Raw genomic sequence first — 12,964 nt, 5'->3', positions numbered from 1 at the left:
TTCATTAAAGAGGAAAATAAAAATGCGTAATTCACTTAAAGCCGTTGTATTCGGTGCGGTCTCTATTGTGTTTTCTGCCAGCCTCCAGGCTGAGGTTCATCAGCACGAGATGGTCAGTGCTGCCAGTGAAGGGACCTCAGAGCAGCTCATCACCGGGACCGGTATCGTGAAGGGCATTGATCTCACGAATAAAAAAGTGACGATTTCTCATGAAGCCATTCCGGCGATTGGCTGGCCCGCGATGACCATGCGTTTCACCTTTATTCAGGCTGATGAGAGTATCAATGCCTTAAAAGTCGGCAGTCACGTTGATTTTTCGTTTATTCAGCAGGGCAATATCTCTTTACTGAAGAGCATTAAATAGCGAGAAACAGCATGGCCTCATTAAAAATAAAATATGCTGCCATGATAGTCAGCAGCCTAATTGCGGGAGGGCTGATATCGGTGACGGCCTGGCAGGCTATTCATTCCTTTGAAAAAACAGAAAATAGCGCACCAGAAAGAAAGGTGCTTTTCTGGTATGACCCGATGAAGCCCGACGTGAAATTCGATAAGCCCGGTAAATCGCCGTTTATGGATATGGATCTGGTGCCGAAATATGCGGATGAAAACGACAATAAAAGCAGTGTCGGTATCCGTATTGACCCAACACAGGTTCAGAACCTCGGATTAAAAACGCAAAAGGTGACGCGCGGAACGCTGAATTATGCTCAGACCATCCCGGCTAACGTTAGCTATAACGACTATCAGTTCGTCATTGTGCAGGCGCGCGCGGAAGGCTTCGTGGAGAAAGTGTACCCGCTGACGACGGGCGATAAGGTGAAGAAAGGCACGCCACTTATTGATATTACCATTCCTGACTGGGTAGAGGCGCAGAGCGAGTTTCTGCTGTTATCCGGCACCGGCGGAACGCCGACGCAAATAAAAGGCGTTCTGGAACGTCTTCGCCTGGCGGGTATGCCGGATGAGGATATTCAGAGGCTGCGTGCCACCCGAACGATCCAGACCCGCTTTACCATCAAGGCGCCGATCGACGGAGTGATCACGGCTTTTGACCTGCGTACCGGCATGAATATTTCCAAAGATAAGGTAGTGGCGCAAATTCAGGGGATGGATCCGGTCTGGATCGGCGCGGCAGTGCCTGAATCCATTGCTTATCTGCTGAAAGACACCTCGCAGTTTGCTGTTTCGGTACCGGCTTATCCGGATAAAACCTTCCCGGTTGAAAAATGGAATATCCTGCCGAGCGTGGACCAGACCACCCGCACGCTGCAGGTTCGCCTGCAGGTCGCTAACAAGGATGAGCTGCTGAAACCGGGCATGAACGCCTACCTGAAGCTGAATACCCAAAGTCAGGAGATGCTGTTGATCCCCTCCCAGGCCGTTATCGATACCGGTAAAGAACAGCGCGTTATTACGGTAGATGCGGACGGGAATTTTGTCCCGAAAAGGATCCACGTTCTGCATGAATCTCAGCAGCAGTCCGGCATTGGTAGCGGACTGGAAGAGGGGGATTCAGTCGTGGTCAGCGGTCTGTTCCTGATTGACTCGGAGGCCAATATTACCGGCGCGCTGGAGCGCATGCGTCAGGCTGAAACCTCGGACCACGCGCATTCCGGCCATTAAGGAGACGATGATGATTGAATGGATTATCCGGCGGTCAGTCGCCAACCGTTTCCTGGTCATGATGGGGGCGCTGTTCCTCAGCGTCTGGGGGACATGGACCATTATCAACACCCCGGTCGATGCCTTGCCCGATCTCTCTGACGTTCAGGTGATTATCAAAACCAGCTATCCCGGCCAGGCACCGCAGATTGTTGAAAACCAGGTGACCTATCCACTGACTACCACCATGCTCTCGGTTCCCGGCGCAAAGACCGTGCGCGGTTTTTCGCAGTTTGGCGATTCGTACGTGTATGTCATTTTTGAAGATGGCACCGATCTGTACTGGGCCCGTTCGCGCGTGCTGGAGTATCTGAACCAGGTTCAGGGCAAACTGCCTGCCGGCGTGAGCTCTGAAATCGGTCCTGATGCCACAGGCGTGGGCTGGATATTTGAGTATGCGCTGGTGGATCGCAGCGGAAAACACGATCTCGCAGAGTTGCGCTCGCTGCAGGACTGGTTCCTGAAATTTGAACTGAAAACAATCCCGAACGTGGCTGAAGTGGCGTCGGTGGGCGGCGTAGTTAAGCAGTATCAGATTCAGGTCAATCCGTTAAAACTGGCTCAGTACGGCGTTAGCCTGCCTGAGGTTAAGCAGGCCCTTGAGTCGTCTAACCAGGAGGCGGGAGGATCGTCAGTTGAAATGGCGGAAGCGGAGTATATGGTCCGGGCCAGCGGCTATCTGCAGACGATGGACGATTTCAATAACATCGTCCTGAAAACCGGAGAAAACGGGGTACCGATTTACCTTCGTGATGTTGCCCGCGTACACGCGGGACCGGAAATGCGGCGCGGTATTGCGGAGCTGAACGGGCAGGGGGAAGTCGCTGGTGGTGTGGTGATCCTGCGTTCGGGCAAAAACGCGCGTGAAGTCATTACGGCGGTAAAAGATAAGCTGGAGACGCTGAAGGCCAGCCTGCCGCAAGGCGTTGAGATTGTGACCACCTACGATCGCAGCCAACTGATCGACCGGGCAATCGACAACCTGAGTTCCAGGCTGCTCGAAGAGTTTATCGTGGTGGCCATTGTCTGCGCGCTGTTCCTGTGGCACGTTCGCTCTGCGCTGGTCGCGATTGTCTCTCTGCCGCTGGGCCTGTGTATTGCCTTTATCGTCATGCATTTCCAGGGGCTGAACGCCAATATTATGTCCCTGGGAGGCATTGCCATTGCGGTCGGCGCGATGGTGGATGCCGCTATCGTCATGATTGAAAACGCGCACAAGCGGTTAGAAGAGTGGGATCACCAGCATCCGGGAGAGCAGATTGATAACGCCACGCGCTGGAAGGTGATTACCAACGCCTCTGTCGAAGTTGGCCCCGCGCTGTTTATCAGCCTGCTGATCATCACCCTGTCATTCATTCCCATTTTCACCCTGGAGGGACAGGAAGGGCGGCTGTTTGGTCCGCTGGCCTTCACCAAAACGTACTCCATGGCGGGCGCGGCTGCGCTTGCCATCATTGTTATTCCTATTTTGATGGGGTTCTGGATCAGGGGTAAGATTCCCGCTGAGACCAGTAACCCATTGAACAGGCTGCTGATTAAAGCCTATCACCCGTTGCTTATCAGGGTTCTTCACTGGCCAAAAACAACGCTGTTAGTCGCAGCCTTATCGATCCTCACGGTGATCTGGCCGCTCAGCCAGGTGGGCGGCGAGTTTTTACCGAAGATCAACGAAGGCGATCTGCTGTATATGCCCTCAACATTGCCGGGCGTTTCTCCGGCAGAAGCGGCCGCACTGTTACAGACCACGGACAAGTTAATTAAAACCGTGCCTGAAGTGGCCTCAGTTTTCGGCAAGACGGGTAAAGCCGAAACGGCTACGGATTCCGCGCCGCTCGAAATGGTGGAAACCACCATTCAGCTCAAGCCTGAGAATGAGTGGCGGTCCGGCATGACGATTGACAAGATTATTGACGAGCTCGACAAGACCGTTCGGTTGCCCGGTCTGGCGAATCTCTGGGTTCCGCCGATCCGCAATCGGATAGACATGCTTTCCACCGGGATCAAAAGCCCGATTGGTATCAAGGTGTCAGGTACCGTTCTGTCGGATATCGACGCGACGGCGCAAAGCATCGAGGCGGTAGCGAAAACCGTGCCGGGCGTGGTGTCTGCCCTGGCTGAACGTCTGGAGGGCGGGCGCTACATTGATGTCGATATCAACCGGGAAAAAGCCTCCCGCTACGGAATGACGGTGGGTGACGTGCAGCTGTTTGTCTCCTCGGCCATCGGCGGGGCGACGGTGGGTGAAACTGTGGAGGGCGTTGCCCGGTACCCGATTAATATTCGCTATCCTCAGGATTACCGGAACAGCCCGAACGCGTTGAAGCAGATGCCGATCCTGACGCCGATGAAACAGCAGATCACGCTGGGCGATGTGGCTGATATTAAGGTCGTATCTGGCCCGACCATGCTGAAAACGGAGAATGCGCGTCCTGCCAGCTGGATTTACATCGATGCCCGTGGCAGGGATATGGTGTCGGTGGTGAACGACATGAAGACGGCCATTAGCCAGAACGTGAAGCTGAAGCCGGGAACCAGCGTGTCATTCTCCGGCCAGTTTGAGCTCCTCGAACATGCCAACAAGAAGCTGAAGCTGATGGTGCCGATGACGGTGATGATCATCTTTATTCTGCTGTATCTGGCGTTCCGTCGCGTGGAAGAAGCGTTGCTAATCCTGATGAGTCTGCCGTTCGCCCTGGTCGGAGGCATTTGGTTCCTGTACTGGCAGGGCTTCCACATGTCTGTCGCAACCGGCACCGGGTTTATCGCTCTGGCGGGGGTCGCGGCAGAGTTTGGGGTGGTCATGCTGATGTATTTACGTCATGCCATTGAGGAGAATCCGGCGTTGTCCCATCGGGACACGTTCACCGAGCAGGAGCTTGATGACGCGCTTTATCATGGCGCCGTGCTGCGCGTGCGGCCGAAGGCGATGACCGTGGCGGTGATTATTGCCGGTCTGCTGCCCATTCTCTGGGGAACCGGTGCCGGGTCAGAGGTCATGAGCAGGATAGCGGCGCCTATGATTGGCGGGATGATCACGGCGCCGCTGCTGTCGCTGTTTATTATTCCTGCGGCGTATAAGTTAATTTGGTTGCGCAGGCAGAGAAAGGCATAAAAAATCCCGCCGATAACGGCGGGAATGTTATGGGATGTTTGCTTGGCGCGTCTGGCTGATAAGCTTGCGCCAGGCGCGATTATGCAAAGTAAACAACAGCATCTTATAGAAAGCGGTGGAAAGGATACAGCTGCCGCTAAGCCCCAGCATGACGAGGCTTACCAGCGCCGCGGCCAGACTGACGCCCGGAGAAGCGCTACCGCTCAGCGCGGCCAGCAGATAGGCGGCAGTCAATATCAGGCTTATCACAGCCAGCGTAAGATGTAACCGTACGGCGCGCATGTTGCCGTTGCCAATCATAAACATCGTCACGCCGTTGATGCCGGCGAACAGAAGGGCTAGATGTAATTTGTGGTCGTGATGTGGAAGGGCTTATGGAGCGGGCGTTGATATATCTTTTTAACACCCCAGGTGATTTAATTATTCTGGGTTTGAGGAATATACATAATTAATCTCAGCACCAGTAACAGCATAACAAACTGTTTTAAATGTATATTTATCAAATGCTAATTCAAATTCACAGTTATGAACTCAAATTTGGTTCATAACTGTGTTAAACGCTGTCCAGAAATCACTCGATGTTACGTCTGTTAGTTCATGAACTGTTCGTTCTAATTTTATGATGTACGTCAGGTTTTCGTGTTAAGTAATATTACCTTTTACTCGATGAGCGATTGCTTAATACCTCTCCGACAACAGGAGCAGCGGTAAATGCGTTTGGCCAGCCAGCGTAAAACGCGGCTTGGGTAACGATCTCCCCAGCTTCCTCAGCAGAAAGTCCATTATCCATCGCTCTGTTGAGGTGATAGCCAATCTGCGCGCTCTGTCCAGATGCGATTAACGCGCTGACCGTAATCAGGCTTCTGTCGCGGGGTTTCAGCGCGGGTCTTTGCCAGAGATCCAGGAACAGTGGGTCAGCAGTAAATTTAACCAGACCAGGTGATATCGGTCCCACGTTTTTTTCCACTGTCTCTGAACGCTGCTTTTCTGCTTCCTGATTGAGAGGAAGCAGGTCCGGAGAAGCGTCAGGAAGTGCATCTGCCGTGACGCCACGAGATTCAAATACTGCTTTGGTCACGCTGACTGCTGACATGGCATTTGGCCAACCTGAGTAGAACGCCAGATGGGTAATGATTTCTGACAATTCCGCTGGCGAAACGCCATTATCAAGGGCAATGTCTACATAGTGCTTAAGGTCGCCAGGCTGGTTTCTGGCAATTAGCATGGCGACGGTCACCATACTACGATCCCTGGGCGAGAGGGCATCGCGTGTCCACAGATCTTCAGTAATAGCTTCTCGACCAAAGCGGGCAAGAGCCGGTGAGACAGAACGAATATCAGCTTCAGGAATCGCTGAAGGTTCAATTTTCATCATAGCTTTACCTCTTGTTTCCTCAGCATTAGCAAAATCAGAAATAACAAGCGACATGGCCGCCGCTGCAATTACGCTTTTCATGTTAATCCTCACTGGTCAACGGTGCGGATCCTGTTTGATTCCGCCTTTGTTACGAAGAAATACCGGTTTTACCGGGATAGCGTCCTTACTGGCGCTCATATGCGCCGTTTGCCTGAGATAGTCCCGGAAGTGTGGCGTTTGTCGGTGCAGTTGATACGCTTCCTCACTGGCGTAAACCTCATAGAAATACCAGCGGTTTGGCGTCTGTGAGTCTGTAGCGGCATACATGGCTAACACGCCTTTCTCAACGTTGAGCGACTCAGCCATTTCAGGCAGAACGATGTTTTTAAATTCGGTCTGAAATTCAGGCTTTACCTCAACGATCACCAGATTATTAATGGTTCGCTCATTCGGTAGGATGTATTTGTCCCCCAGAAATTGGGGCTCCAGAGTGATTTTATTTTTCCGATCGATAATGTCAGGTGCCCGGGCAGCGAATGCCTTGTACGGTTCAGCATTCAGATGTTTGCGGTAAGCACTCTCGTTTTCATAGAGTTCGACCACGAATACCTGACGTGGATTGTCGCTTCGTTGCAGGGCGTACATCGCCAGCGTACCTGCTTCATGATCAACCGAAGCGGAAATCGTCTGCCTGGCCACGTCTGCAAAAACTTTGTCCCGATCGGGTCTGACGCCAAACTCGAAGATATTCATCACGGGCTTATTCTGCGTGTCCGGTTTTGTTGCAAAGACAGGGATGCTTATTAGCATACTAATTAAAAACATAAGGGGCTTTTTCACGTTGATCCTTTTACTGAAATTACTGTTTGCTACCGCGTCCAGACCTGCTTAACGTCTTTCGTTTGCGGCGTGTTTTGCGCCATGATCCCCGTCAGAACATGCGGCTGGTAGGTTTCTTCCAGAAACCGGATTTCCTCCGGGCTCAGTTGAAGATTTACGGCGTTTACCGCGCCATCAACGTGATCTTTTTTTGTGGCCCCTACGACAGGTGACGTGACTTTTGTCAGCAGCCAGGCGAGTGAGATTTCCGTCATGGACACCTGATATCGTTCAGCAAGCTCGGCGACGCGCTCGATAATGATCCGATCCTGTTCAGCCGTGCTGTCATATTTTCCGCGGGCATAGGCATCCTCGGTGGCTCGCCGCGTGTGGCCTTCTTTCCGGGAGAGACGACCGCTGGCCAGCGCGCTATAGGGGGTCATGGCGATATCATCTTCAGCGCACAGACCGAAGAGCTCTCGTTCATCTTCACGCATAATCAGGTTGTAGTGGCTTTGCACGGAAACAAAGGGCGTCAGCCCTTCGCGTTCGGCAAGGGCGTTCGCTTTCGCCAGCTGCCAGGCATAGCAATTGGAAATACCAATAGCGCGCACTTTGCCCGCAGTAACGGCGGCATGAAGCGCTTCAAGCACCTCAATAACGGGCGTGTTGTAATCCCAGATGTGGTAGATGTAGAGGTCGATGTAGTCCATCCCCAGATTTTGCAGGCTCTGGTCGAGCGATCGGGCTATTGCCTCTTTTCCGCCGATCCCCGCGGCAATTTGCGCGGCGGTTCGCGGCAGAAACTTGGTGGCCAGCACCACATCCTCGCGTTTTGCCATCTCCCGCAGCGCCCGGCCAACGTATCGCTCACTGGAGCCGTTCTGATAGGCGATGGCGGTATCGTAAAAATTGATACCCTTTTCGAGACCGTAGCGGATGATGTCCCGGCTTGCTGTTTCGTCCAGCGTCCAGCGATGCTGGCCCGTTAACGGGTCGCCAAACCCCATACATCCCATACAGATGCGGGAGACCAGTAAGTCACTTTTACCGAGCCGGGTATACTGCATCGTTATTCTCCCTCTGGATTATTCACGACGGAATTGAGCAGATCGACAAGCCTTGAAGCATGTTCCCGGGCAAGCGTTTTATGCTGCGCGATTTTGTCGGCATCCCGGTCGGCATAGCTGATACCGCAGGTATAAACCGGCGCCAGCAGCTCAAGATTGCACAGTTTTGCCGTGGTCTCGAACGGAATAAGATACTCTTCAATGGCATGGCCAAAGAAACCGTCAGCGGTATAGAGCGCCTGTGGCGCCCCTGTAGTGAAGGAGAGGATCAGCTTTTTACCGCCCAGTTTCGCCGTTGAGCCATGAGCGAAGCCGTGGACAAAGACCTCGTCCAGCCATTGTTTCATTAACCCGGGCAGCCCATACCAGGAAAAAGGAAACTGCCAGACAATCACATCGGCCCTGAGCAGGCTTTCCTGCTCCGCAGCGATATTGAATTTGCCGTTCGGATAGAGCCAGTCCAGACGACGAATTTCAGCATCGGGAAGGGCGGTTGCCACTTCATCAAGGATAGTGGCGTTGGCGACGGAATGGTTCAGCTCAGGATGACCTGAAATAACAAGGATATTTTTCATTTCAATACGTTAAAGAGGCTGGTGGATTTTTAACCCAGTATAGAGTGACACCATTATTTTTTTTAGAGCAGTAAAGGCTCATTCACTTTTAGACAAAAACTAATAATGGTCGACGGATTTCATTGTGCCCGGTCATCATGAACCCGTGAACTACGCCGTGATGCCCAGTAAACGTTCTGCATTGCGAAACGCGATGGCCTCTTTTTCCGCCTTGTTGACGGGCAGACTGTCGATAAATGTTTTTACACCGTCCAGGGTCTGATAGGGGTAATCAACGGAGAACAGGATCCTGTCTGCCCCCATTAACGCGTAGATAAACTGGAAGTGCGGCAGTGTCAGCATACCTGACGGGGTAACGTAAACGTGTTCCTGGAAGGTTCTCGTTAGCGTGCGTGACAGACCCGTTGCAGCCAGCGGAAGGCTGTCATCAAGACGCTGCAGCCAGAAGGGCAGCATCTCCCCCCAGTGGCCACTGATTACCTGCAGGTGGGGATATTTATCAAATGCGCCCGATAACATCAGCCGTAACAAATGGATCCCGGCTTCGTGATGCCAGCCCCAGCCAAACATAGAGAGCCGGGCGTTGACCTCTGCGCTGAAGCCCGTGAAGTAGGCCTGTTGCACGCTTTTAACCGGTAATCCGGGATGAAGATAGAGTGGCACATTCAGTTTATGAAAGCGGGAAAGCAGGGAGTCATAGTCAGGATGATCGAGAAAGCATGAAGAGGGTCGGCCATTCAGAAGTGCCCCCTTAAACCCCAGTTTTTCAACTGCGCGGACAAGCTCTTTTTCAGCCTCTTCCGGCTGTGCCCAGGGAAGTGTGGCAAATGCCGCGAAGCGATCCGGGTGATTTCTTACCGCCCCGGCAAGGCGGTCGTTTGCCGCCGTATTTAATGTTACCGCTTTATCACCGGGAGCCAGCTGGGGGAATCCGCCCACAGAGAGGATCTGCAGGGTAATTCCAGCCTCATCCATATCCCTGAGGCGGCGGCTTCCCAAATCAGCGCCTTTCGCGTTTATCAGCGCATTCTTTTCTATCTGCGGCCGGCTTCGGTCAGGATTATGACCATCAGCGACGGTTTTCCCCCAGTCGCCAAGGAAAGGTGCCTGCTCAAGCGCAACAGGCATACACGCTCGCCCTAACTCGCTGTCGAGATAATGTTCTTCGAGGCAAATGATTTTCATATTCTCACCCTTCATACAAAGCAGTAAAAGTGATGCAGATTAGGATCGCCCGGAACAGCCCGTTCGTGAGTGTCATTCATGGCAGTCTGTCCCGGACAGGGTTTACACCATCGGTTTTTCCCAGGCGCCTCGTGTATCCACTCTGGTCTTTGTGGCGAGTTGTTCCAGCAGGATGATTTCCTCATCGCGTAACTGGATGTCTGAAGCGCAGGCGGCGTCCAGAACGTGATGGACTTTAGTCGCACCAACGAGGGGAAGGGTACCTTTTGCAATAGCCCATGCGATGGCTATCTGTGCCACGCTGGCATTCCTTTCGGTTCCCATTTTTTTCATGGCGGCGGTTAATCTTTCTATCTGCGGCAGTACTGCGTTATAACTTTCGGCCCGGCCACTCCCGGCAGGCATGGGATGATTTGAATCATAACGACCACTGAGCGCGCCTTGCTCCAGGACCATGTAAGCAAAGAACGTGATGTTATTTTGTCGACAGTAATCAAGGATCCCGGCCTCTTCAGAGGCGCGATAGAGCAGGCTGTAATGATTCTGTACTGCACTGAGGGAATAACCGGAAGCGTTAAGGATTTCGTTGGCGCGTCTGATTTGTGCCAGATTGTGGTTGGAAACCCCGACGCGTTTGACCTTACCGCTTTGTAAAAGTGGGATCAGTCCTGGCGTCCATTTCTCAACGTCGAGGGGATTGTGGATCCAGTAGATATCAATCGCGTCCACACCCAGACGTCCGAGGCTGGCCTCAAGCATATCGCTGACAGGCTGTGCTGACTGTTCGTTCGCAATCTGCGGCGTGAATTTGGTGGATAAAATCATATCCTCGCGGGGGAACTGACGGACTAATGCTCCCAGCGCTGCCTCGGAACTCCCCATGCCATATACTGCTGCGGTATCCCAGAGATTGAGACCCTTACTCATGGCCGTGGTGAACACGTCTGCCATCTGAGTATCAGAAAGATGATTGCCGAAGACGGTGTCGCCACCGGCAAAGCCTGTGCCCCAGGACCATGTGCCGAGCGCGACTGAAGGAAGAGATTTCATATTCAGCTCCTGAAAAAAGGCCGGAACGTTGCTGACGTAAACCGGCCAAAGAGGGTGAGTAACGGTGAAAGACAGATGAATGAATTAAGTTGGCTGGCGGAGGGCATTTAACAGCGCCACACCCACACCGTGCGCTGAAGCGGGATTCTGCCCCGTGATAAGGCGTCCGTCGGTAACCACGTTTTCAGACCAGTTCGGGGCCTCATGATGAAGCGCGCCATGCTCGCGGAGTGCAGTCTCAAGCAGGAAGGGAACCACATCTGTGGTGTGAACTTCTTCCTCTTCCTTGTTGGTAAAGGCCGCCACGTTTTTGCCTTTCACCAGGTATTCGCCGCTGCTGAGCTTTGCGTCAACCAGTGCCGCAGGTCCGTGGCAGACGGCTGAGACAATCCCATCACTTTCATACACTTCGCGGATAATACGCTGGGCATCCTGGCTGTCGCGGAAATCCCACATGGTTCCATGCCCGCCCGCAAAGAAAACGGCGCTGTAATCGGTACCGTTCAGCTCGGATAACGAAGGCGTTGTGGCCAGGCGCTGCTGAAAATCGGTTTCGTTCCAGAACCAGGCGTTGACAGAGTCACTGAGGTCAAATCCATCCACCGGCGGCTGTCCCCCGCGAATGCTGGCTATCGTCGTTTTTAGTCCGGCATCTTCCAGTACTTTCAGCGGATGCGTCAGCTCAGCCAGGAAAAAACCGGTTGGTACACCGGATGCGCCTTTAATCGGATGGCTGGAAACGACACACAGCACGGGTTTATCTGCAGGTTTCATATCGGGCCTCACTCTTTATTTTTAAATTCAGCGGCAAAGAGATTTTCCCAGTTAATAAAGGAGCCAAGCGGAATGCACTCAAAGCTTAATAAGCCTGCTTTTGCCAGCGGGAATTCGGCCATTACGTTCATCGCTTCATCGACAGAGTCACATTCAAGAAAAATAGCGACGCCAGGTCTGTCCTGACGGAAGTAAATGTCGCGGATGAAGCCGGATTTATACAATCCCCAGGCGTGCAGCGCTTCAGCGTTAAGGTGTGGAGCATATTTTTCCAGCGATGCTCCAGGTGCGGGGATATCCAGACATAAAATTCGCATCATAGTCTCCTGAACTCAGGTTGTTGTAGAAAGAGATAAAAGTATAAGAGGCGAATTTCACGAAGATTAGAGGGGCATTGACTTAAGCATCTTTAGGCTGTACTTAATAATTAAGCAGTGATTGCTTAAGGAACACATTATGAATAACGCCCTGTATAACCAGATACGCATCTTTCAGAGCATTGCACGTGAGGGCAATATTTCGGCAGCCGCAAGAAAACTGGAAATTACGCCTCCCTCCGTCAGCAATGCGCTTAAATTGCTGGAAGAGCATATTGGCCATCCGCTTTTTGTGCGTACGACCCGCCGTATTGAGCTGACAGAAACCGGGCAGCTGTTGCTGGAACAGACCGCCGCGGCGGTGGAGTCGCTGGAAAATTCGCTTGAAAGCATTCGCGACCAGAATCAGGAGCCCTCTGGTGTGGTGAGAATTACGCTCTCGCGTTTTGCCTATCTGTTAATTCTCAAGCCTGCAATGGCGGAATTCTGTCAGCAATACCCGGGTATACAGTTGGAAATATCGGTTTACGACGGTACCGTGAATATCATCGAAGAGCGTTTTGACCTTGGGATCCGTTTTGGCGATATTCTCGAAGGTGGGGTGGTGGCGCGGCCGTTAATGAAACCCTTTCGTGAAGGGTTATATGCATCCTCAGCTTATATTCGCGAGTATGGAATGCCCGAGGTGCCGGCTGACCTCAGTCAACACAAGCTGATTGGCTACCGTTTTATCACTAACAACCGCATCCTTCCGTTGATTCTTAACGACCGCGGAGAGCAGTTGACGGTTGAGATGCCCGGGCAGTTAATCAGTAACGATATCGACGTTATGGCTGACGGGATCCGTAACGGGCTGGGAATTGGACGCCTGTTTGAACCCATCTGGCAGTTACAGCCCGACAGGGAGCACTTTATCCCCGTGATGGAGAGTTACTGGAAAACCTACCCGCCAGTCTATCTCTATTACCCTAAAAATGCGGGTAAAACGAAAAGAGTGAAGGCCCTGATTGATTTTCTGATATTCGCTACGGGGCGATAAA

The 12,964-nt window shown here is 52.6% G+C and carries 13 protein-coding genes; 4 read left to right on the top strand and 9 right to left on the bottom strand.

The annotated features are described in order from the left end of the window. The first annotated feature begins 22 nt into the window (after nucleotides 1-22). The 3 genes from cusF to silA are packed head-to-tail and all read left to right on the top strand — an operon-like array spanning nucleotide 23 to nucleotide 4,777. Entirely contained in the window at nucleotides 23-364 is a 342-nt protein-coding gene (gene cusF, locus AC4ICF_RS11815; protein WP_316379158.1) for a cation efflux system protein CusF, read from the top strand. 11 nt (nucleotides 365-375) lie between these two features. Continuing rightward, the gene (locus AC4ICF_RS11810; RefSeq protein ID WP_316379157.1) at nucleotides 376-1,626 is read left to right on the top strand and encodes an efflux RND transporter periplasmic adaptor subunit; all 1,251 of its coding nucleotides are present in this window, start codon (nucleotides 376-378) and stop codon (nucleotides 1,624-1,626) included. 10 nt (nucleotides 1,627-1,636) lie between these two features. Further along, complete coding sequence (gene silA / locus AC4ICF_RS11805) at nucleotides 1,637-4,777, top strand: Cu(+)/Ag(+) efflux RND transporter permease subunit SilA (protein WP_439209814.1); 3,141 nt, start codon at nucleotides 1,637-1,639, stop codon at nucleotides 4,775-4,777. Between the two features lie 27 nt (nucleotides 4,778-4,804). On the opposite strand, the gene AC4ICF_RS11800 is transcribed toward silA, so the two are convergent. The 9 genes from AC4ICF_RS11800 to AC4ICF_RS11760 form a co-directional block, all read right to left on the bottom strand. Further along, nucleotides 4,805-5,083 (bottom strand): hypothetical protein, encoded by a 279-nt coding sequence (locus tag AC4ICF_RS11800; RefSeq protein WP_316379156.1) that lies wholly within the window; start codon nucleotides 5,081-5,083, stop codon nucleotides 4,805-4,807. Nucleotides 5,084-5,429: 346 nt separating this feature from the next. Continuing rightward, the gene (locus AC4ICF_RS11795; RefSeq protein ID WP_316379155.1) at nucleotides 5,430-6,233 is read right to left on the bottom strand and encodes a carboxymuconolactone decarboxylase family protein; all 804 of its coding nucleotides are present in this window, start codon (nucleotides 6,231-6,233) and stop codon (nucleotides 5,430-5,432) included. Between the two features lie 15 nt (nucleotides 6,234-6,248). After that, nucleotides 6,249-6,944 (bottom strand): putative quinol monooxygenase, encoded by a 696-nt coding sequence (locus AC4ICF_RS11790; RefSeq protein WP_316379307.1) that lies wholly within the window; start codon nucleotides 6,942-6,944, stop codon nucleotides 6,249-6,251. 59 nt (nucleotides 6,945-7,003) lie between these two features. Further along, nucleotides 7,004-8,023 carry an aldo/keto reductase gene (locus tag AC4ICF_RS11785; RefSeq protein ID WP_316379154.1) on the bottom strand — a complete coding sequence of 340 codons (1,020 nt, stop codon included), beginning with the start codon at nucleotides 8,021-8,023 and terminating at the stop codon, nucleotides 7,004-7,006. A gap of 2 nt (nucleotides 8,024-8,025) precedes the next feature. Further along, nucleotides 8,026-8,598 (bottom strand): NAD(P)H-dependent oxidoreductase, encoded by a 573-nt coding sequence (locus AC4ICF_RS11780; protein WP_316379153.1) that lies wholly within the window; start codon nucleotides 8,596-8,598, stop codon nucleotides 8,026-8,028. 150 nt (nucleotides 8,599-8,748) lie between these two features. Next, nucleotides 8,749-9,783 carry an amidohydrolase family protein gene (locus AC4ICF_RS11775; protein ID WP_316379152.1) on the bottom strand — a complete coding sequence of 345 codons (1,035 nt, stop codon included), beginning with the start codon at nucleotides 9,781-9,783 and terminating at the stop codon, nucleotides 8,749-8,751. A 102-nt stretch (nucleotides 9,784-9,885) separates the two neighbouring features. After that, nucleotides 9,886-10,833, bottom strand: coding sequence for an aldo/keto reductase (locus AC4ICF_RS11770; RefSeq protein WP_316379151.1), 948 nt, complete (start codon nucleotides 10,831-10,833; stop codon nucleotides 9,886-9,888). A gap of 84 nt (nucleotides 10,834-10,917) precedes the next feature. After that, nucleotides 10,918-11,607 carry a type 1 glutamine amidotransferase domain-containing protein gene (locus AC4ICF_RS11765; RefSeq protein WP_116339868.1) on the bottom strand — a complete coding sequence of 230 codons (690 nt, stop codon included), beginning with the start codon at nucleotides 11,605-11,607 and terminating at the stop codon, nucleotides 10,918-10,920. A gap of 8 nt (nucleotides 11,608-11,615) precedes the next feature. Then, a complete protein-coding gene (locus AC4ICF_RS11760; protein WP_014831950.1) occupies nucleotides 11,616-11,924 on the bottom strand; it encodes a hypothetical protein in 309 nt (102 codons plus the stop codon). Between the two features lie 139 nt (nucleotides 11,925-12,063). Between AC4ICF_RS11760 and AC4ICF_RS11755 the strand changes: the two genes are divergently transcribed. Next, a complete protein-coding gene (locus tag AC4ICF_RS11755; protein WP_316379150.1) occupies nucleotides 12,064-12,963 on the top strand; it encodes a LysR family transcriptional regulator in 900 nt (299 codons plus the stop codon). Nucleotide 12,964 lies beyond the last annotated feature (1 nt).

This window comes from Enterobacter sp. ECC_219_Taxon_10 (assembly GCF_058354905.1).
This window is presented reverse-complemented; position numbering and strand designations above follow the sequence as displayed.